Origin of the sequence: Streptomyces sp. SID5469 (genome assembly GCF_009862865.1) — a bacterium.
In the GTDB taxonomy this organism is placed as follows: Bacteria; Actinomycetota; Actinomycetes; order Streptomycetales; family Streptomycetaceae; genus Streptomyces; species Streptomyces avermitilis.
This window is the reverse complement of the sequence record NZ_WWIN01000001.1, coordinates 2,854,115-2,873,668: the sequence shown is the minus strand read 5'-3', so window position 1 is coordinate 2,873,668 and position 19,554 is coordinate 2,854,115. Positions and strand designations below refer to the sequence as shown.

The window sequence follows — 19,554 nt, the reverse complement described above, 5'->3', positions numbered from 1 at the left end:
AGGTCCCGACACTTCCGTTTCATGCCGCGAGGTCCAGTCGTTGACGCTGGCGGAGCCTGGGGCGCGCCCGGCGAGTGGGGTCGCGTTCGTCGGGCGTGCGGGCGAGGATCGCCCTCGTTCTTCCGCCCGTCACGGATTCGTTCTTCATTTGAGGCCGCTGAGCATGACGCCGCGGATGTAGTGCTTCTGCAGCAGCAGGAAGAGGATCAGGACCGGCAGGATGCTCAGGGCGAGGCCCGCCATGACGATGGGCATCGTGCGGGTCGGGTCGACGTAGTCCTGGAGGAGCTGGATGCCGACGGGCAGGGTCATCACGTCCGGGTTGGCGGTCGACACGAGCAGCGCCCAGATGTACTCGTTCCAGGCGTCGACGAAGGTCAGCAGCCCGAGCGTCACCAGGACCGGCTTGGTCTGCGGCACCACGATCCGCCACCACACGGCGAACTCGCCGGCCCCGTCGATGCGCGCGGCCTCGAGGACCTCGTCCGGGATCGACACCATGAACTGGCGTGTCAGGAAGATCCCGAAGCCGTTGACGAGGAACGGCACGACGAGCGCCGCGATGCTGACGGTCAGGCCCGCGCCGCCGCGCCCGAACAGGTCGTTGCCGCCCGCCAGCGGCCAGTGCACCAGGATCAGGAAGTGCGGGATGAAGAAGAGGAACGGGGGGAACATCATCGTCGACAGCACCAGGCGGAAGATGAAGTTCCGGCCGGGGAAGCGGAGTTTGGCGAGCGCGTAGCCGGCGAGTGACGACGTGAGCAGCACCGATCCGGTGATCAGGGCGGTGGCGATGACGCTGTTGCGGAAGAGCACCGGCAGATCGAGCTGGGCGACCGCCGCCCGGTAGTTGGACAGGTCGAACGCCTCGGGCAGGAACCGGTACGGCAGCGTGCCGGACTCGCCGGGCCCCTTGAAGGACGTCATCACCATGTCGAGGAACGGCACCACCGTGAGCACGGCGCCGGTCACGACCACCAGGTACGAGAACCACGGGAAACGGCGGCGGTTCATGCGTCCTCCCCCTTGCGCCGGAAGATCCACAACTGCACCAGGGTGACCACGAGGACCACCACGAACAGCACGAAGGCGGCGGCGCTCGCCGTGCCCCAGTCGCCGTACGAGAAGGCCTGCCGGTACATCTCCAGCGCGGCCACATTGGTCGCGTCACCCGGCCCGCCCTTGGTCATCACGATGATCAGCGCGAACGACTGCAGGCCGGTGAGGAACTGGGTGATGCACACGAACAGCAGGGACGGCCGCAGCAGCGGCAGTGTGATCTTCCAGAAGACGGTGCCGGGCCCGGCGCCGTCGAGCGCGGCGGCCTCGTAGTACGACTCGGGGATGGACTTCAGCCCGGCGGTCAGGATGAGGATCGCCGAGCCGACCGACGCCCAGGCCTGTACGACCACGACCGAGGGCAGCGCGGTGTCCGGGTCCTGGAGGAACGCCACCGAGCCGAGACCGAGGGCGTTGAGGACGCCGTTGACGAGGCCGCCCGGCTCGTACATGTACTTCCATACGTTGCCGACGGCGACGACGGTCGTGACGATCGGCAGGAAGTACAGGGTGCGCCACAGTCCCTGGAACCGCAGGTTGTCGATGCAGGTGGCCACGAGCACGGAGCCGGCGAGCGCGAGGGCCACGGTGCCCAGGGCGAACAGCAGCGTATTGGTGAGGATCGGCGTCAGGAACGTCGATCCGTCCGCGAAGAGGCCGGTGAAGTTGTCCAGGCCGACCGGATCGATGTCGCCGAGGTCGAACCCGGCCCAGCGGGACGTCGACAGCAGCAGCGCGAAGCCGAGCGGCAGGATCAGGAAGACCGCGAAGAACAGCAACGCCGGGGCCAGGAAGAGATAGGCGACGACGGCCTGGTGGCGCCGGCGCCGGGTCTGGGCGCGGCCGTTGACGGCGGGCCCGGCGGACCGCGGGCCGTGCGCCCGCTCAGTCGTCTCCGGGGTCAACGTGTTCACCATGAGCGCGACACCTCCTGATCGACCTGACGGCGGATGGTGCGCAGCGCCTCGTCGACCGACTGCTGACCGGTCCACAACGCCTCGATGTTCTTGCGCAGCAGCGACTTGGCCTGCTGCGCGCCCGGCACGTTCGGCTCCGGCACCGCGTACGCCAGCGCGTCCAGGAACGGGCGCAGGTTCGGATCGCCGCCTTCGCTCAGGAGCGTCCGCATGTCGTCGGCGCGGCCGGTCAGGGAGCCGACCGACACCTGTAGGGAGCTCATCCGGGTCGCTGTCGCGCCCTTCTCGGCGCTCTTCGCGCTCACCTTCTCGGTGTTCAGCCAGCGCAGGAACTCCCAGGCCTCGCGCGGGTGGTCACTGGCCGTGTTGACTCCCAGCATGAAGCCGGTGGAGAGCGTGGCGCGCTTGTCGTCCGCCTCGGGGACGGGCACGGGCGCGACGCCGACATCGCGGTAGTCCTTGCCCATCTGGGCCTTCAGGCTCGCGGTCCACCAGCCGGCGCTGACCACCATGGCCACCTGCCCGGACTGGAACGCCTTGTAGACGTTGACGCCGGGGGCGCTCGCGCCTTTGACGACGAGGCGGTGCTCCAGATCGAGCACGGCCCGGCCGGCCGGTGAGTCGATGGCGGTGCTCCTGCCGTCCGCGGAGACGAACCTTCCGCCGGCGGCGTTGAGCAGTGCGAGGGTCTGGCCGACGGTGGTGGAGTCGTCGTAGGTCGAAAGCCCGAACCCCTGGACCAGTGTGTTGCCGTACCGGTCCCGCGCGGCGGTGCGGTAGGCCGTCTCCTCCAGCTCCCGCCAGGTGCGCGGAGGGCCGGAGATGCCGGCCTCGCGCAGCAGCCGCTTGTTGTAGTAGAGGGCGTACGTCTGCACCTCGGTGGGGTAGCCGTACACCTCGCCTCCCACCGACGAGGCGCCGACCGCGGCCGTGCCGTAGCCGCGCGTGATCTCCTCGGCGTGCTCGGACGGAGCGGGCCGCAGGACGCCGGCCCGGACGAGCTGGCCGTTCCACAGGCAGTACGGGTGGATGATGTCGGCGCCCTGGCCCGCGGCCTGCCGGACCATGAACGTGGTCAGCAGGTCCGTGAACTCGACGGCCTTCGTCCGCACCTTGACCCGGTCGTGCGTGGCGTTCCACTCGTCGACCGGGCCCCGCAGGGCCTTCTTGAGCTCCCCGCTCGCGTAGTGGGAGAGCAGGGTGAGGACGATCGGGTCCCCGGGCCGCCCGGTGCCCTGGTGCGGCGCGGCGCATCCAAAAGCTCCGGAGGCGAGCAGCGCCGAGGGGAGCGCCAGCGCGAAGTGACGGCGGCTCAGGCCGCCGGTGCGGTGTGACGGCGTCATCCGGCGGCCTCCCGGCGCAGCACGCGGAACACCCGGGTCGTGGTGAAACCGCTCCTGCGGTACAGGTGGCCCGCCGGGGACTGTTCGCCGGTCCACAGGAACCACGCGGAGTGCGCGCGGCGCGCCCGCATCCGCTCCAGGACCAGGTGGAGCAGGACCTTGCCGAGTCCGGTGCCGCGCATCTCCTCCAGCACGCCGAACGGCCCGAACCGCTCGTCCACGGCATCGAACGTGCCGTGCATCGCCCAGCCGACCAGGCGACCCGTTGGGTCCCGGGCGACGACGATCCGGTCGAGCGGTGTGCCCGCGGCCAGACACTGCCGGATCGTGCACGCCCAGTCCGGGCCGAAGTGGTTCCCGGCGAGCGCGATCAGGTCCACCAGGTCGTCGTCGCACGGGGTGGCGAACCGGTAGCCCCGCGCTGTCAGTTCGTCCGAGCGGCGCGCGACGTCCTCCGGGACGCGATAGCCGACCAGGCCGCGGTGCATGGCCGCCGCCTCGTACAGAGTGCGAAAGCCCAGGGACTCAAGGAGCCCGGCGGCTTCCGGGTACGCCTCGGCGTCCAGGCCGGGGAGGACGTAGTTCGGGGTGTATGAGGAGAAGTCCACCCGGGTGCGGCCGTGGCGGTGCAGCCAGTCGAGGGCGTCGGTCAGCAGCCGGCGGCCGAGGCCGTGCCCGCGGGCGGCCGGGTCGACGAAGAAGAACGGGATCCAGCCCTGCTCCGGCTCCAGGTCGGTGCCGGTCATCGGCGTCAGACGGCGCACCGCGTAGGCCGCGCCGACGACACGGTCGCCGTCGACGGCGACCCGAAGCCCCTCCGGATCGAAATTGGCGTCGAGCAGCACCAGGGAGCGGAAGCGGTCCGGGGTGATGGAGTCGGCAGGCGCACTCCGGCGCCATACCTCCACCAACTGCGGGCCGTCGCCCGCGCGAAAGCCGCGAATCCCGGCCCGGGATGTCGTCGTGCGATCGGTCATCGACGGGGTTGTCCTTCCAAACGCAGGTCATGGACGGTGTCGAACGTGGCCCGCGGCGCTGCCTCGGCCTGGTGCGGGGTGCGCCGCGTCACGGCGATCAGGACGCGGTCCACGATGGCGAGTTGGGCGATGCGGACGGAAATCGCGCCCTGGCGCAGTCCCGTTTCGCGTACCACCGTGCCGAGGGCGGCGTCCGCGGCGTCGGCGTCGGCGACGGGGCAGGGCGCGGCGTCGGTGAGGGCAGCGGTTATCGCGCGGCGGGGGCGGTGGGCCGGGCCGAGGGCCCTGACGGTCTCGGGCGTGGTTCCCGAGTGGGACACCCCGACGCAGACGTCGTACACGTCGCTGTCGCTGTCGCCGACCAGCCTGGGCGCGGCCGGGCGCAGGTCGGGGAGGGCGCCGGTGCGGTCGGTCACCAGTCCGAGCCGGTCGGGCCCGGCAAGTCCGGGCGACGCGTGCGGTCGTGCGATCCCGGGTGTCACCGCGACGCGGTCGTCCGTGCTCATCCTTTGCCCCCCGTCTGCCGACGACATCTCGAAGCGGCTGTCGGAAATTTAGTTGAATGTCCTGGAATTACGCAATGATTCACCCATAGTTCGTGCCGAGGGCGGCCGAGGAAAGCGCACCGGCCAAGCCCCGGCCGGCCATCTCGCACACCGCGTACCGGCTCATGTGCTCGAGGTTCGGTGTCACAGCCCCGACGTAGGATCGGACGCATTTCCCGAACCCGGAGCAGGAGCCTGAACCGCAGTGGCAGAGAAGCGAGTTGTGATCGTGACCGGTGGAGGTACGGGCATTGGGGAAGCCACCGCCCGGCTGCTGCGTGAGGGTGGGCACCACGTGGTCATCTCCGGGCGGCGGGCCGAACCGCTGCGGCGGCTCGAACGGGAGACCGGGGCACTGGCCTGTCCGTCCGACGTGGGTGATCCCGATGCTGCCGACGGTCTCGTCCGCACGGCCCTGGCCGCCTATGGGCGACTCGACGGGCTCGTGCTCAACGCGGGCATCGGGCGCGGCGGAGCTGTCGGGGACGTGTCGTTGGAGGACTGGCACGACGTGATGCGCACCAACGTCACCGGTCCGCTGCTGCTCCTGCGCGCGGCGATCCCACACTTGCTGGACACGAAAGGGGCGGTGGTCGCGGTTGCCTCGGTGTCCGCGCTGCGCAACGGCGCGAGCAACGTCCCGTACGCCACGTCCAAGGCAGCCCTGCTGCAACTCTGCCGTTCCGTCGCCGTCGACTACGGGCGGCAGGGAGTGCGTGCCAACATCGTGTGTCCCAGCTGGGTGCGCAGCGAGATGGCCGACCGGCGCATGGCGCGCTTCGCCGAGGAAGCGGACCTGAAGGACGGCAGTGTGGAGTCCGCCTACGAGGAGGCGACCAGGTTCCTGCCCCTGGGCCGGCCGGGCGAACCGCGTGAAATCGCGGAGGCGATCAGCTGGCTGCTCTCCCCGGCGGCCTCGTACGTCAATGGCTCAGTGCTCACCCTTGACGGTGGGGCGACGGCCCTTGATCCGGGGACCCTCGCGTTCGACTTCCATGTCGCACCACGCGGCGACGCGGAACTCTGACCTTCCCGGGAGGAGGACCGTCGCGTCGTCGGGGCGGGGCTCTCCCTGGGGCGCCGATGCTCTGCGTCGCCTTGCGGATGCGTCGGGCGCATACTGAAAAAAAGCCTACGAGATCGGAGGGCGCCATGATCGTCCTGGGCGTCATTCTTCTGGTCATCGGCCTGCTGACGGGCATATCGATCCTGTGGACCATCGGTGTCGTGCTCGTCGTGATCGGCCTCATTCTCTGGATTCTGGGCGCCGTCGGGCATGCGGTGGGCGGCAGGCGTCACTACTGGTAGAGGCACCCTTCTCCGGCTCCCGGCGCACGCGGCCGTCGGCGCGTCCAGCACTGTCTGTTCGGTCTGGGTCTGTTCGGTCTGGCCGTGCACGGTGCCGCCTGGCTGCCAGGTAGCGCGCCGCCTCGTGCGTATCACCTGTCACGTCACGTGGCACCGGTGCGTCCTCGACCCTGCCGGGCGTGGGCTGCGGGCGCCGCGCCCGCAGCCCTGGAGCGGCCCGCACGCACCCGTCGGCAGCGTGCGTCCCCGGCACGTGCGCCCGACTGGCTCGCCCAAGGTGCGCGGCGCCCGATAGCGATCAGACTTGAATTCATGGCAGAAGAGCGTCGGCCGCGCGCCGGGAAATCCTCGACGAATGCCGCTCGCCGCACGCCGTCCGTGCGTGGAGCGGAAGGCGCCGCCCGTGCTGCCAGCCGGAGCCTGGAGGGGCTGATCGGCCATCCCACGGAGGGCGTCTCGGCGGTGAGGCGTGCCGACGACGGCTGGTGCGTCGTCGTGGACGTCCTTGAGCTGGCCCGGATTCCGGACACAACGAGCCTTCTCGCCTCGTACGAGGTGCAGCTCGATCAGGACGGCGAACTCATGGAGTACCGCAGGGTCCGCCGCTATCGGCGGGGGTCCGCCGACGAGTGATCCAGGTTTGCCCGACAACCGGAAGGACGCCCCATGCCCCCGACCACCTACTCCGACGAGGTAGTGGCGTGTCCGCCGCGCGCCGGCACGTTGTACGACGTGCTGGAACTCATCCTCGATCGGGGCATGGTGATCGATGTGTTCGTCCGGGTCTCCCTGGTCGGCATCGAGATCCTCAAGATAGACGCGCGCATCGTCGTGGCGAGTGTGGACACCTACCTGCGCTTCGCGGAAGCGTGCAACCGGCTCGACCTGGAGCGTGACTCCGGGAGCACCACCGTTCCGGAGCTGATCGGGGGAGGTGCCGTCAAGTCCATGGGCAAGCGCAAGGTCCGCAAGGCCGCGGAGTCCGTGGGTGACACCGTGCGCAAGGCGGTCGGGGGCGGCCGTGACGAGGACGAAGAGCCCGACGAGGACGAGGAAGAGCAGCAGGAGGAACGGCCGAGGAAGCGGCGCGCTCCTGCCCGCAGCGGCGCGAGCCGACGACGACCCGTGGAGGCATGAGTCGTGACAGCCGAAGGTGTGTACGTCTACGCGATCGTCCGGGCGGGAAGACCGCTGCCTACGGGCGCCGGAGGCGTGGGCAGCCCGGCTGCCCCGCTGCGGACGATCCGGCAGGGGCGCCTCGCCGCCGTCGTCAGTGAGGCTCCCCCGAAACTGCGCGCCAGACGGCGCGATCTGCTGGCTCACCAGGAACTGTTGCTGCGCCTTTCGGCCGAGGGCCCGGTACTGCCCATGCGGTTCGGGATGGTCGCACCGGACGAGGAGACGGTGCGCGGCCGGCTGGCAGCCGACGAGGCGGACCACGTCGCGGCACTGGAGCGGCTCTCCGACGGGGTCGAGATCAACGTCAAGGCGCTCCCGGCACAGAACGCACTGGCCGACCTCGTCGCCGAGGACAAGAAGGTCCGGCGGCTGCGGGACGAAGCGCGTCGACGTCCCGGTTACGAAGCCAGCCTCCGACTGGGCGAAGCCGTGACGACAGCACTGCAGAGCAGGGCCGCCGAAGCCGGGCGGCGAATTCTCCGCGAGCTCACCCCCCTGGCCCGTGCGGTGGCCCCGGGGCCGGACGTCCAGGGATGCGTGCTCAACGTGTCGTTCCTCGTCAGCCGCGGCGACAGCGACGACTTCCACAGGGTGGCGGAACGATTCGCCGACCGGCACCGCACACACGTCGAGCTGCGCCTCGCGGGCCCGCTGCCCTGTTACAGCTTCGTCTCCGCTGAAGCCCCTCACGCTCGTACGGCCGGAGTCTGACATGGGACTGCTCACCGGCCTGCTCACGTTCCCCGTCGCACCGGTCCGCGGGGTGATCTGGGTGGCGGAGAAGCTCAACGAGGCAGCCGAGCGCGAGCTGCACGACCCGGGGGTGCTCCGCGCCCAGCTGGCGGTGCTGAACCAGGAGCTCGAAGACGGAGACATCAGCCTGGAGGAGTTCGAACGGGAAGAGGAACGGCTGCTCGACCGGCTGCACGCCGCACAGGTCGGCTCCGCGCGGAACGATCGAAGGTGACGACTCATGGATGACACGGCCAAGGTGACGCTCGCTGCCGCTGTCGTGGGCGGCTATGTGCTGGGACGGACGAAGAAGGGCCGGATGGCTCTGTCCATCGCGACCTATCTGGCGGGCCGACGATTCGGCCTCGAACCTCGTCAGCTCGCCACGGAAGGGATGCGCAGGCTGGGCGAGATGCCGCAGTTCGCGCAGTTGCAGGAGCAGTTGAGGGGGGAGGTTCTCGACGCGGGTCGTAAGGCGGTGACCGCCGCCGCCGACCGGGGCATGAGCTCGCTGGCCGATGCCCTCAGCGACCGTACGGCCCGGCTCGGCAAGAAGGGGGAGGAGGAAGAGGGCGAGGAGGAAGAGGGCGAGGAGGAGTACGCGCCGGACGAGGAAGGCGCGGAGGGCGAGGAGGAAGAAGAGGAGGAAGAGGAGGAGCCGGAAGAGGAAGAGCCGGAAGAGGAAGAGGAAGAGCCGGAGGCCGCGTACGAGGAGGAAGAGGAAGAGGAAGAGGAGGAGGAACAGCCGGAAGGCGAATACGAGGAGGAGGAAGAGGAGGAGGAAGAGGAGGAAGAGCCCGAGGGCGAGGAAGAAGAGGAAGAGGAAGAGGAAGAGGAAGAGGAAGAAGAGGAGCCGGAGCCGGAGGAGACGCGGCCCAGGCGACCCCGCAGCGCTCGGCAATCGGCTCGGTCCCGCAAGGCACGGGGACCAGAGGCACGCGAGAAGGCCGCTCCCGCGGGTGAAGAGAAGCCTCGGACGGCCAAGAAGGCCGCGGCGCGAAAGGCTGCACCGGCAAAGAAGACGCCGGCGAAGAAGGCGGCGGCCAAGAAGACGGCTCCCGCCAAGAAGTCCGCGCCTGGTAAGACGGCCGCGAAGAAGGCGGCGGCGAAGAAGTCCGCTCCCGCCAAGAAGTCCGCGCCTGGTAAGACGGCCGCGAAGAAGGCGGCGGCGAAGAAGTCCGCTCCCGCCAAGAAGTCCGCGCCTGGTAAGACGGCCGCGAAGAAGGCGGCGGCGAAGAAGACGGCTCCCGCCAAGAAGTCCGCGGCGAAGAAGTCCGCGGCGAAGAAAACCGCTCCGGCCAAGAAGTCCGCGGCCAGGAAGACGACGTCGTCGAAGCGAGCAGCGTCCAAGCGCGCCGATCGTCGGAGGTAGTCAGCCATGACCAAGACGGAGAGAGACCAGCCCGCAGAGGAAGCGTCAGGCGCGGACCGGCTGCGCGAAGAGCTGTCCAACTTCCTCGGCGCACAGGTGGAGAAACTCGCCGAAAAGGCGGGCGACAAACTGAGTGACGTCACGGGGCAGCTCACCGATGTGGCCGAGGGTGGTGGTGGGTTGCCCGCCATCGGCTCCCGCATCCTCCAGGGCGACTCCCCGCTGAAGGCATTCGTCAGCGAGAAGGCCAAGGGCCTCAAGGACAACGTTCTGGGCAAGGCCAAGGAAGCCCTGGGCGGAGGAAAAGGGAAACGCAAGGCCAGCGGCGGCAAGGTCATGAACATCATCGAGGTTCTCGATGTGGGAGTGCCTCTGCGCGCCGCCTACGACCACTGGACGCAGTACGACAAGTTCAGCAGCTTCGCCAAGGGCGTTCGTGACGTCTCGAAGACCGATGAGGTCGGGAGTAACTGGAAGGTCAAGGTCGGCCCTTCCTCACGCAGTTACAAAGCGACGGTCCAGGAACAGATCCCCGACGACCGCATCGTCTGGACCTCAGAGGGAGCCAAGGGCACCACCCGTGGTGCGGTCAGCTTCCATGAGCTGGCCCCCACCCTGACCCGGATCGTCCTGGTCGTGGAGTACTACCCGTCCGGGTTCTTCGAGAAGACGGGCAACCTGTGGCGGGCCCAAGGGCGCCGCCTGCGACTGGACTTCAAGCATTTCCAGCGGTACGTCTCCCTCACTCAGGAAGAGCCCGAAGGCTGGCGCGGTGAGATCCGTGACGGTGAAGTCGTCGTGTCCCACGAGGACGCCGTGGAAGAAGAAGAGGCCGCTGAGCAGGAGGAATCCGAGGGCGAGGAGCCCGAGGAGGAGGGCGAGGGCGAGGCCGAGGGCGAGGCCGAGGACGATGCCGACTACGAATACGAGGACGAGGACGAGGACGAGGGCGAAGGCGCCGCGGAGGAGGCGGACGAGTACGAGGACGAAGACGAGGAGGGGGCGGAGGACGAGGAAGGCGCATACGAGGACGAGGACGAAGACGCGGTGGAGGACGAGGAGGGTGAGGAGGACGAGGAGGACGAGGACGTAGCCCCGTCGAGGAAGCAGAGACGGCAGAGGCGAGGCCGTGGCTGACGTCGATTTCCGGCAGGGGGCCTACCCGGTCTCCGGCCCGGGGACCACCAACCTTGCCGACATCCTCGAACGCGTTCTCGACAAGGGGATCGTGATCGCGGGTGATATCAAGATCGACCTCCTCGACATCGAGCTGCTCACCATCCGGCTCCGTCTGTTCGTGGCGTCCGTGGACACCGCGAAGAAGGCCGGCATCGACTGGTGGGAAACCGATCCGGCGCTCAGTTCCCGCGCGGCCCGTAGCGCGTTACAGGACGAGAACCGTGAACTGCGGGAGCGTCTGAAGGCGCTCGAATCCCGGACGGACGACGAATCGGCCCCAGCGGCGGCCAAGGAGGACCGAGGCACATGACGGAGCGCGGCCCTGAGCCTTCGGACGCCAAGGCCACCTACGTGTTCGCTGTCTGCCGGAACCCGGATCCGGCCGTCGTCGCCGGCCTGCCGGGTGTCACCGACGAGGCGGCTGTGGGCACACTGCCGCTCGGGACCCTGACGGCGATCGTCCAGCCCGTCCGAGCGGGTGACTTCACCGACGAAGCCTGGCAGGCACGCCTGTCCGACCAGCGGGAACTGGAGCGATACGCGCGCGCCCACCACGAAGTCGTCGCCGCGGCCGCCGCCTGCTGCCCCACGGTTCCCCTGCCGATGGCCACGCTCTACCACGGTGAGGAAAGGGCGCGGGAGGCCCTGGCCCGTGAGGCGGACCGGTTCCACGCGGCGCTCGGGCGCATCGCGCACCACGCCGAGTGGGGCGTGAAGGTGTACGCGCCGGCCTGCCCGCCAAACGACACGGACCGGACTCCGAACCGCCGTACGACTCCGGCTGACCGCTCGCGCCCCGCGCCCGGCGCCGGCCTCGCCTACCTGGACCGCAAGCGGGGCCTGCAAGAGCGCCGTGAGCGGCGTCAGGACGAGGCGCTACGGACCGCGGAAGCGGTGGACGCCGAGGTCCGTGGCCTCGCCACCGCGTCCCGCAGGCTGCGACCGCACGGGCCCCAGGCCGCCGGGGACCGGCGGGTCCAGATCCTCAACGCCACCTACCTGGTGGCAGAACACCGCGCCGACGAGTTCGCTCTCCTGGCGCGGACGCTCCGGAAACGGACCGGGGCGGACATCGAGCTGTCGGGGCCGTGGGTGCCCTATTCATTCGTCGGGGAGGTGTAGGCCGTGACACGCGACGTGGTGCCCTGGGACAGCCCCGAGCCCCTGAGCGGCCCCATCGGGGTGCCGCTCGTCGACCTCTTGGACCGCGTCCTGGCGACCGGCGTGGTGATCAGCGGTGACCTGGTCATCGCCATTGCCGACGTGCCACTCGTGCGGTTGTCGCTGCACGCCCTGCTGTCGTCCGTCAGCGAACGCGTTCCGGCGCCCTGGGCGGACGGAGGCCCGCTGTGACCGGTTCCCGGCTCGACCTGGACTCCGACCAGATGGGACGCGACCTCGTCGCCCTCGTCCTGACGGTGGTCGAACTCCTCAGACAGTTGATGGAGCGCCAGGCGATTCGCCGTATCGACCAGGGCGATCTCAGCGATGAGCAGGTCGACGAGATCGGGACCACACTCATGCTGCTCGACCAGCGGATGACGGAACTCTGCGAGCAGCACGGGGTGCGTCCGGAGGACCTCAACCTCGACCTCGGACCGCTCGGAACCCTCCTGCCGAAACGCTGAAGGTGCGGGTGCGCCCCGTGCCTGCCGCTCGGTTCAGCAATGACGTCGTGCCCTGCGCTCAGTAGCGTTGTGCCCTCGCGATCTCGGCGGTCAGCCGAGGCTCGGGAGGCTTCCGGCTGATGGCGAGGGGCTGTGCCCGCTCACCCGGCTTGAGTTTCTCCGCGCCGACGAAGCGGGTCTCGACGACCTTTCCGTCGGGATCGCGGAAGTCGACCTGGACGGCGTACGAGGCGGTCTTGTCCGTCCTGTTGGTGATGTTCACGACGAGGGCGAGCACGCCACCCGTCTCGGAGCGCGGCTTGCCGGTGAGCGCGACGTCGGACATCGCGTTGCCCTGGCCCTTGGCGTTCTTGAGCCGCTGCTCGGCGGCCGCGTTGGCCCGCGCCACGTCGGCCGAGACCGAGGCTTCGAAGGCCGAAGCGGCGGCCGAGGCGGACGAGGCCGCTGCCGAGGCCGCCGCCCGGGCGGATTCCTTGACGGACGCGCCGAGCGAGGAGAGGGCGGACGGCGGGGTGCCGGAGAACGACGCGGTGTCGGGGGCGGTGGGGGTCGGGCTGAACGACGCGTTGTTGCTGCCGCTGCCGCCGCCGTCCGTACCGCACGACACGAGCGATGCGGTGCCCATCGCCGCTGCCACGACGAGTCCGGCAAGGGTGACCGTGGCCGAACGGCATCGGACCGGTCTCTTCCTTCGGGGCAGACCAACGCTCATGGCATAGCTCCCTTTCCCTGTCTGTGGCGCGCCTCGGCCGGCCCGTCGTGCGCGCGGTGACCGAGGAGCGCCACCGCGATGGGGCAGACGTCATCCACCATCCGTCAGCGGCCCCACCGCCGCATCCGGAAGACGCCCACCGGCGGGGGCGGCGGCCAGGTCAGCGGTACCGACCAGGTAAGCGGTACCGAAGGGCCGGTCAGGGGGTGGTTCCAGCCGTGGTCGCGCGGCGGCCCCGGCCGCTGCCGCTGACCGAGGTCGTCCGCCGGTTCGCTGAGCGGCGGCATCTGTGAGATCCAGGAGATGCGGGACTTCTGCGGCGAGCAAGGCGGCGGCGCGGAGGTCGAGCGCGGAGGTCGAGGTCGCCCTGGCCGCCGGGGTACTGGCCTGAACGTCCAAGGAGAAGCCATGACCACCATTGCCATCGTCGGAGCGGGTCCCGGTCTCGGTGCTGCGGTCGCGCGGCGGTTCGGCCGTGAGGGCTTCGACGTCGCGCTCGTCTCGCGCGACCGGGGCCGGGTCGACGCCCTGGCCGCGGAGCTGGCCGAGGAGGGGGTGACGGCGCGGGGCTTCGCCGCCGACGTGCGCGACCCGAAGGCCTTGACCGCCGCCCTGGACGCGGCGACCGCGACCCTCGGCCCGATCGAGGTCCTGCAGTACAGTCCGGTCCCGCAGCGGGAGTTCATGCGGCCGGTGCTGGAGACCACGCCCGCCGATCTCGTCGGCCCGATCGAGTTCTCCCTCTACGGGCCCGTCGCCGCCGTGCAGCAGGCGGTGCCCGGGATGCGCGCCCTCGGCCGCGGCACCGTCCTCTTCGTCAACGGCGGCACGGCGGTCGTCCCCCATCCCGACCGGGCCGGCACCTCGGTCGCCTTCGCCGCGGAGAGCGCGTACGGCCACTTGCTGCACGACACGCTCGCGGGCGACGGCATCCACGTCGCGCAGCTGATCATCCCCGGCGCGATCATTCCGGGGCACCGGCGGAAGGACCCGGCCGTGCTGGCGGACATCCTGTGGGGCCTGCACCAGGACCGCCACGGGTACCGCCACTTCGCCGACGACCTCGACGCCGCCTGACGGACCCCGCGTCTCCGGAGGGTCACGGGGCGCGGTCAGCCATGTCCGCCACCTTGCGGCGCGTAGGGGCGCGGAGCGCCGCCCCGGACACGGAGGCCCGTCGCAGGCGCCGTCGTCGGTGCCGCCGGATTCGGTGTCCGGGGTGAGGCGGAGATCCCGGATCCGCCGTCCGTCGTAACGCGGGCGGTCGATGGCCCCGGCGGGACGTACGCCAGGGGTGGGGAACAGGCCGCCGGGCGGCCGAACCTCCTCGACCTCCGCGCTGCACCCCTGGGTGGAGCGCGGTAACTTGTCCATGTTTTTCCTGATCTTCGCTTTTGTTGCGGTTTCTGGGCGTAGCCCTACGGCTCGCAGGGTCAGGGGAATCCGGCAACTCGTAGGAGGTGAGGGGTGGACGATGGCCAACAGCTCGAACGTCACGCTCGTCGGCGGTCGCCGCCCCGGGCCACCGGCGGTCGTCGGCACCTCGTGGCGGGGGCGGGGGGAACTGGCGCTCGCGGCGCTGGCGGCCCTCTTCACCCTGGCCCAACTCGCCCTCGTACGACCCGGGATGGGGCTCGGCTGGGACGAGACCGTGTACGTCAGCCAGATCAGCGCGCAGGCCCCGCCCGCGTTCTTCAGCGCGCCGCGCGCCCGTGGCGTCTCCCTGCTGGTCGCACCGATCACCTCGTGGTCGTCGTCGACGCCGCTGCTGCGGGTCTATCTCGCGCTGCTGTCCGGACTGGGCCTGTACCTGGCGCTGCGCGTCTGGCGCGGCCTGTTCCCGGCGCGGGTGCTCGCCCTGGCGGGCGCGCTCTTCGCGAGCCTGTGGGTGACGGTGTTCTACGGCCCGCAGGCGATGCCCAACTACTGGGTGGCGATCGGCGCGCTGATCTGCGTCGGCTGCTTCCTGCGCGTGCGGGCGGACCGCTATGGCCGGGCGGACCGCTACGGCCGGGCGGACCGCTACGCGCCGGCGGACCGCTATGACCGGGCGGCCCTCGGTGGAGTCGGAGCCGGCGCGGCGCTCATGGCGTGGATGCGGCCCACCGACGCGATCTGGACGGCCCTGCCGCTGCTCGCCCTCCTGGCGTGTGTACGGGGCCGGCGGCGCCCCGCGCTGCTGACGGCTCTGGCGGTCGGGCTGGTGGCCGGGGCCGGCGAGTGGGTCGTCGAGGCGTATGCCAGTTACGGCGGACTGGGGCAGCGGCTGTCCGACGCCTCCCACATCCAGGGCGGCCTCGGCTGGAACATCGCCGTCGGCGACCAGCTGCGCAGCCTCGGCGGGCGGGCCCTGTGCCGTCCGTGCACCGGGGCGATGCCGGGCGTCGCCGTGATGGCGTGGTGGTTCGTGTTGCCGCTGCTCGCCGCCCTCGGACTGGCCGTCGCGGTCCGGGCCCGGCGCACGGCGGCCACCCTGGTCCCGCTGGCCTGCGCGACGACGGCCGCCGTCCCGTACCTGTTCCTGATCGGGTACGCCGCGCCCCGCTTTCTGCTGCCCGCCTACGCGCTGCTCGCGATCCCGGTCGCCGACGCGCTCGTCCACCTGGTCAGCGTGCCGCGCCGCGCGTGGCGGCCGGTGGCCGTGGCGCTGGTGACGCTCGTCCTCGCCGGGCATCTGGCGGTGCAGTACGCGGTGCTCGAGAAGGCGGTCGACCGCACCACCGCCGCCCACCGCGGCTGGGCCCGCACCGCCGGCGAACTGCACCGTCTCGGCGTACGGCCACCGTGCCTGCTGACCGGCAGCGAGGCCATCCCGATCGCCTTCTACACGGGCTGCTCCTCCGCCCAGACCAGCGGCCACAACGCCAACGCCACCCGGGCGGGCATCCTGCGGACCGCCACGCGGATCCCGGTCGCCGCGCTCGCCCCGGCGAACGGCTCGCCACCGGCCTACGCCCGCGACTGGCCCTCCCACCGGTACGGCGCCGTACGCATCCACGTGGCACCGGCGGCGGGGGAGGGCGGACGCGGATGACGCGTATGCCGAGGCGGTCGGGCAGGCCGGGCGGGCCGGGCGGGCCGGGCGGGCCGGGCGGGTCGAGCACACCCGGCACACCGGACCCGTCGAGCGCGTCCAGTGCATGCAGCGCATCCACCGCGTCGACCCCGTCCGGCACATCGAGCCCGTCCGGCACATCGAGCCCGTCCGGCGCATCGAGCCCGTCCGGCACATCGAGTACATCGACCACATCGAGTACGTCCGCCCCCGACGCCCCCGACGCCCCCGACGCCCCCGACGCCCCCGACGCCCCCGACGCCCCCGACGCCCCCGACGCCCCCGACGCGCCCGACGCCCCCGACGCGCCCGGCGCCCCCGGCGCCCCCGGCGCCCCCGACGCGCCCGACGCGCCCGACGCCCCCGACGCCCCCGACGCGCTGGAGCCGCCCGAGCGCGCACGGACCCGCTCCCGCTGGCACGCGGCTGCCGCGCTGCTCGTCCTCGTCGGCGCCGTCTTTCTCGCCCATGACCACTGGCCCGTCATCGAGGCCGGCGCCGACCGGCTCGCCGCCGCCGACCGGGGCTGGCTGCTGGTGGGCGCGACGGCGGCGGTGTCGACGTGGGTGTCGTCGGCGCTCGCCCAGCAGGGTGCGGTGGCGCAGCCGCTGCCCGGCGGGCGGCTGGTGGCGGTGCAGTTCGCCGCGTCCGCCGCCAACCACGTCCTGCCCGCGGGCATCGGCGCGGGCGCGGTCAACCTGCGGTTCCTGACCCGCTGCGGACTGCCGGTGGCCCGCTCGGCGACGGCGCTCGCGGTCAAGACCGTCGCCGGGGCCGTGGTGCGCGGCGTCCTGATCGCCGTACTCGCCCTCGCCTGTCCCGGCGTGCTGCGCGTCCCGCACGTCCCCGCGGTCGTGCACGTGCCCGCGGTCGCGGTGGCGATCGTCCTCGCGGTGGGCGCGGCGATCGCGGCGCTGCTGTCCGGGCCGCTGCGGCGGGCCATACGGGCGGTGCTGGCGGACGTCCGCGCCGTGCACCGGCAGCCGGCCCGGGCGGCGGCCCTGTGGGGCGGATCGCTGGCCTTCGCCCTGCTGCACGCCTCGGTCGTGGTGGCCGTCACCCAGTCCCTCGAACTACCGCTGTCGCCGGCCCTGGTGGCGCTGGCGTACCTCGCGGCGAGCGGCGCCGCCGCCCTGCTCCCGACCCCCGGCGGAATCGGCTCCCTGGACGCCGCGCTCGCCCTGGCCCTCACCCTCGCCGGATCCCCCGCCGCCACGGCGGCCTCCGCGGTTCTCGGCTACCGCCTCCTGACGGTCTGGCTGCCCTTGCTCCCCGGCCTGTTCGTCCTCGGACTGCTGGTCCGCCGCAAGACGCTGTGACACGGCGGGCGGTTACTCCCCGAGGTTCATCCACGCGCTCCCTTCGCCCTGGCCGCCCTGCGGGAGCGGAGAACCTCGGCGGCGAGCGGGATCAGCGACACGGCCACGATCACCGCGACCATGGGCAGCAGATAACGGTCCACGTTCGGGATGGACGAGCCCAGCGCGTATCCGGCCAGGGTCAGGCCCACGCTCCAGACGAGGCCGCCGACGACCTGCCACAGGGTGAACGTCCGGACCGGCACGTCCAGTGCTCCCGCCATCGGATTGAGCACCGTCCGCACGACCGGCACGAACCGGGCCAGCACGATCGCCTTCGCGTGTCCGTACCGCTCCAGCAGCTCTTCGGCCCGCTTCGCCCCCTCGTGCAGCCGGGCCGAGCGGCTGCGGGCGAGCAGGGCGCCGCCCGCCTTGCGGCCCAGCAGGTAGCCGACCTGCGAGCCGGCGAGCGCGCCCACGGCGGCGGCGACCAGCAGCGGCCCGAGCGACAGCTTCACCCCGTGGTCCGCCGTCCCGGTGCACAGCAGGCCCGCGGTGAACAGCAGAGAGTCACCGGGCAGGAAGAAGCCGACGAGCAGCCCGGTCTCGGCGAACAGCACCACGCCGACACCCAGCACGCCGAAGGCGGCCAGGAGGGACTGGGCGTCCAGCACGTTGACCGCGAGCTGCGCAGCCAGGTGAACAGGTGGGGTCATCGTCGCGAGCCCTTCCGCTTGGGGACGACAGGGCGTGACGGTGCACCCCTACCGACTACAGATATGTAGACCGTCTACGGAACTGTAGACGATGGTGGAGTGCGCACAGTTCCCCGGGCCGTAGCCGGGGAAGACCTGGGGCGTCGCCACGGAGATCCCGGAGATCCTCAGACCGCTTCCAGGGCGATCTCCGTCGACTTGATCAGAGCGACGACGGCGGAACCGGGCGCCAGGCCCAGATCGGTGACGGCCTCCTTGGTGATGGCGGCGGTCAGTTCGCCGCCCTCGACCGTCACCCGGACGGAGGCCATGGCGCCGCCCGCGGCGACCCCCTCGACCGTGCCGGGCAGCTGGTTGCGGATGGACACGCCCTCGACCGCGTCGGTGGCGAGCGAGACCTCGGTGGACTTGACCAGGGCGCGTACGGCGGCACCCGTGGTCAGGCCGAGGTCGGTGACGGCGTCCGCCGTGATCGCCGCGGTGATGTCCTGGCCGCCGTCCAGACGGACCTTGACGGTCGCCATCGCCTCGCCCCGGGTGACGGCGGTGACGGTGCCGGGGAGCTGGTTGCGGATACTCAGGCTCATGGGGAGGGCCTCGCAAGGAGTGGGGGTTTGTCACGCTTCAGCCGTTATGGGCCTCACCGTAGCCCGGCCGGCCCCTCAGGCCGGGTTACGCGTGCGTCCGCGTGGTTGCGGGCGTCCAGCGCGACGAGCGGCTCGTCGCGCAGCAGCAGCCGGGGTGAGTGGCCAGGGCGCGGGCGAGGGTGGCGCGCTGGGTCCGACCGGCCGGGCCGCCGCCCGTACGGGCCCCGTTCAGGCCCGGTCGATGTGCACGTTCGTCGACTTCACCCGGGCGGTGGCCTCCACGCCGACCTCCAGACCCAGTTCCTCCACGGCCTCCCGGGTCAGCAGCGAGACCAGCCGGTGCGGCCCCGCCTGGATCTCCACCTGGGCGGCCACGTCACCGAGCTTCACGGCGGTGACGATGCCCGGAAAGGCGTTGCGTACGGACGTGTAGGAGGCGTCCTCCTCACCGCCGGACTTGGCGATCTCGACCGAGAAGGCGGCCAGGTCCCGCCCGTCGATGAGCCGTCGCCCGCCCTCGTCGCGATGGGTCGCCATCCGGCCGGCGTCCGCCCAGCGTCGTGCGGTGTCCGGGCTCACGCCCAGCAGCCGGGCGGCCTGGCCGATTGTGTAGGACTGCATGAGCGCCAAGATAGGCGCCCGCCAGGCCGCCACCGGAACGGGGTCCGGTGGCGCGTCGGAGCCGGAACCCCACACCTGACCCGCACCGGCCCCACAGCACGGCGCGATCGCCACCAGAACCGGGTGCGGAACCGGAAGTGACCGCGGTGGCTGACGGGTTCCGATCGGTAACGGCCGATACCGGCAGGCCCGGCGTTGCGTTTCGGCCATTCTGCGCCGGTTCCTGACGTAGGTGCAGGAAAGAGTTCCACAGCGGTTGCCGGTGCTCCACCGATCGCGAAAGGATCTCTGTCCTGCATATGTGCCGAATCCATGTGCGCCGAATC

The 19,554-nt window shown here is 71.2% G+C and carries 25 protein-coding genes; 15 read left to right on the top strand and 10 right to left on the bottom strand.

The window, feature by feature from the left end; all coding sequences use genetic code 11:
- Positions 1-144 precede the first annotated feature (144 nt).
- Genes GTY58_RS12385 through GTY58_RS40620 form a run of 5 tightly spaced genes read right to left on the bottom strand, consistent with a single transcriptional unit; the run spans position 145 to position 4,802 of the window.
- Positions 145-1,014: a carbohydrate ABC transporter permease gene (locus GTY58_RS12385; protein WP_037652880.1), complete on the bottom strand. Its 870-nt coding sequence runs from the start codon at positions 1,012-1,014 to the stop codon at positions 145-147.
- Positions 1,011-1,976: a sugar ABC transporter permease gene (locus GTY58_RS12380; protein WP_037652881.1), complete on the bottom strand. Its 966-nt coding sequence runs from the start codon at positions 1,974-1,976 to the stop codon at positions 1,011-1,013. The genes GTY58_RS12385 and GTY58_RS12380 overlap by 4 nt, the downstream gene beginning before the upstream one ends.
- The gene (locus GTY58_RS12375; protein ID WP_010983799.1) at positions 1,970-3,319 is read right to left on the bottom strand and encodes an ABC transporter substrate-binding protein; all 1,350 of its coding nucleotides are present in this window, start codon (positions 3,317-3,319) and stop codon (positions 1,970-1,972) included. The genes GTY58_RS12380 and GTY58_RS12375 overlap by 7 nt, the downstream gene beginning before the upstream one ends.
- Entirely contained in the window at positions 3,316-4,296 is a 981-nt protein-coding gene (locus GTY58_RS12370) for a GNAT family N-acetyltransferase (RefSeq protein WP_010983798.1), read from the bottom strand. Before GTY58_RS12370 ends, GTY58_RS12375 begins: the two co-directional genes overlap by 4 nt.
- On the bottom strand, positions 4,293-4,802 hold the full coding sequence (locus GTY58_RS40620; protein WP_048894411.1) for an SIS domain-containing protein: 510 nt from the start codon (positions 4,800-4,802) through the stop codon (positions 4,293-4,295). The genes GTY58_RS12370 and GTY58_RS40620 overlap by 4 nt, the downstream gene beginning before the upstream one ends.
- A gap of 244 nt (positions 4,803-5,046) precedes the next feature.
- On the opposite strand from GTY58_RS40620, the gene GTY58_RS12360 reads away from it, so the two are divergent.
- The 12 genes from GTY58_RS12360 (at position 5,047) to GTY58_RS12305 (ending at position 12,239) form a co-directional block, all read left to right on the top strand.
- Positions 5,047-5,868, top strand: coding sequence for an SDR family oxidoreductase (locus GTY58_RS12360; protein WP_010983796.1), 822 nt, complete (start codon positions 5,047-5,049; stop codon positions 5,866-5,868).
- Between the two features lie 125 nt (positions 5,869-5,993).
- Positions 5,994-6,149, top strand: a complete 156-nt coding sequence (locus GTY58_RS12355; protein ID WP_137865257.1) for a DUF6131 family protein — start codon at positions 5,994-5,996, stop codon at positions 6,147-6,149.
- A 312-nt stretch (positions 6,150-6,461) separates the two neighbouring features.
- A complete protein-coding gene (locus tag GTY58_RS12350) occupies positions 6,462-6,782 on the top strand; it encodes a gas vesicle protein (protein ID WP_010983794.1) in 321 nt (106 codons plus the stop codon).
- Between the two features lie 33 nt (positions 6,783-6,815).
- Positions 6,816-7,286 carry a gas vesicle structural protein GvpA gene (locus GTY58_RS12345; RefSeq protein ID WP_010983793.1) on the top strand — a complete coding sequence of 157 codons (471 nt, stop codon included), beginning with the start codon at positions 6,816-6,818 and terminating at the stop codon, positions 7,284-7,286.
- A gap of 3 nt (positions 7,287-7,289) precedes the next feature.
- Positions 7,290-8,039 carry a GvpL/GvpF family gas vesicle protein gene (locus GTY58_RS12340; RefSeq protein ID WP_010983792.1) on the top strand — a complete coding sequence of 250 codons (750 nt, stop codon included), beginning with the start codon at positions 7,290-7,292 and terminating at the stop codon, positions 8,037-8,039.
- A gap of 1 nt (position 8,040) precedes the next feature.
- Positions 8,041-8,295 (top strand): gas vesicle protein GvpG, encoded by a 255-nt coding sequence (locus tag GTY58_RS12335; protein WP_010983791.1) that lies wholly within the window; start codon positions 8,041-8,043, stop codon positions 8,293-8,295.
- Between the two features lie 6 nt (positions 8,296-8,301).
- Positions 8,302-9,432 (top strand): histone H1-like repetitive region-containing protein, encoded by a 1,131-nt coding sequence (locus GTY58_RS12330; protein ID WP_010983790.1) that lies wholly within the window; start codon positions 8,302-8,304, stop codon positions 9,430-9,432.
- A 6-nt stretch (positions 9,433-9,438) separates the two neighbouring features.
- Entirely contained in the window at positions 9,439-10,569 is a 1,131-nt protein-coding gene (locus tag GTY58_RS12325; protein WP_010983789.1) for an SRPBCC family protein, read from the top strand.
- On the top strand, positions 10,562-10,921 hold the full coding sequence (locus GTY58_RS12320) for a gas vesicle protein (protein WP_010983788.1): 360 nt from the start codon (positions 10,562-10,564) through the stop codon (positions 10,919-10,921). Before GTY58_RS12325 ends, GTY58_RS12320 begins: the two co-directional genes overlap by 8 nt.
- A complete protein-coding gene (locus tag GTY58_RS12315; protein WP_010983787.1) occupies positions 10,918-11,733 on the top strand; it encodes a GvpL/GvpF family gas vesicle protein in 816 nt (271 codons plus the stop codon). The genes GTY58_RS12320 and GTY58_RS12315 overlap by 4 nt, the downstream gene beginning before the upstream one ends.
- Positions 11,734-11,736: 3 nt before the next feature.
- Positions 11,737-11,964, top strand: a complete 228-nt coding sequence (locus GTY58_RS12310) for a gas vesicle protein (protein WP_010983786.1) — start codon at positions 11,737-11,739, stop codon at positions 11,962-11,964.
- Positions 11,961-12,239 carry a gas vesicle protein K gene (locus GTY58_RS12305; protein ID WP_010983785.1) on the top strand — a complete coding sequence of 93 codons (279 nt, stop codon included), beginning with the start codon at positions 11,961-11,963 and terminating at the stop codon, positions 12,237-12,239. The genes GTY58_RS12310 and GTY58_RS12305 overlap by 4 nt, the downstream gene beginning before the upstream one ends.
- 58 nt (positions 12,240-12,297) lie before the next feature.
- On the opposite strand, the gene GTY58_RS12300 is transcribed toward GTY58_RS12305, so the two are convergent.
- Positions 12,298-12,951 (bottom strand): hypothetical protein, encoded by a 654-nt coding sequence (locus GTY58_RS12300; protein ID WP_010983784.1) that lies wholly within the window; start codon positions 12,949-12,951, stop codon positions 12,298-12,300.
- 104 nt (positions 12,952-13,055) lie between these two features.
- Entirely contained in the window at positions 13,056-13,238 is a 183-nt protein-coding gene (locus tag GTY58_RS12295; RefSeq protein WP_037652210.1) for a hypothetical protein, read from the bottom strand.
- Positions 13,239-13,359: 121 nt separating this feature from the next.
- On the opposite strand from GTY58_RS12295, the gene GTY58_RS12290 reads away from it, so the two are divergent.
- The 3 genes from GTY58_RS12290 to GTY58_RS12275 all read left to right on the top strand — a co-directional run bounded on the left by GTY58_RS12290 (position 13,360) and on the right by GTY58_RS12275 (position 17,325).
- Complete coding sequence (locus GTY58_RS12290) at positions 13,360-14,028, top strand: SDR family NAD(P)-dependent oxidoreductase (protein WP_010983783.1); 669 nt, start codon at positions 13,360-13,362, stop codon at positions 14,026-14,028.
- A gap of 397 nt (positions 14,029-14,425) precedes the next feature.
- Positions 14,426-15,985, top strand: coding sequence for a hypothetical protein (locus GTY58_RS12285; RefSeq protein ID WP_010983782.1), 1,560 nt, complete (start codon positions 14,426-14,428; stop codon positions 15,983-15,985).
- Between the two features lie 401 nt (positions 15,986-16,386).
- On the top strand, positions 16,387-17,325 hold the full coding sequence (locus GTY58_RS12275; RefSeq protein ID WP_037652228.1) for a lysylphosphatidylglycerol synthase domain-containing protein: 939 nt from the start codon (positions 16,387-16,389) through the stop codon (positions 17,323-17,325).
- A 26-nt stretch (positions 17,326-17,351) separates the two neighbouring features.
- Here the strand turns inward: GTY58_RS12275 and GTY58_RS12270 are convergent, their stop codons facing one another.
- The 3 genes from GTY58_RS12270 to GTY58_RS12260 all read right to left on the bottom strand — a co-directional run bounded on the left by GTY58_RS12270 (position 17,352) and on the right by GTY58_RS12260 (position 19,228).
- The gene (locus GTY58_RS12270; protein WP_010983780.1) at positions 17,352-18,020 is read right to left on the bottom strand and encodes a DedA family protein; all 669 of its coding nucleotides are present in this window, start codon (positions 18,018-18,020) and stop codon (positions 17,352-17,354) included.
- Between the two features lie 167 nt (positions 18,021-18,187).
- A complete protein-coding gene (locus GTY58_RS12265; protein ID WP_010983779.1) occupies positions 18,188-18,607 on the bottom strand; it encodes a TOBE domain-containing protein in 420 nt (139 codons plus the stop codon).
- A 228-nt stretch (positions 18,608-18,835) separates the two neighbouring features.
- A complete protein-coding gene (locus GTY58_RS12260) occupies positions 18,836-19,228 on the bottom strand; it encodes a helix-turn-helix transcriptional regulator (RefSeq protein WP_010983778.1) in 393 nt (130 codons plus the stop codon).
- Positions 19,229-19,554: the final 326 nt, after the last annotated feature.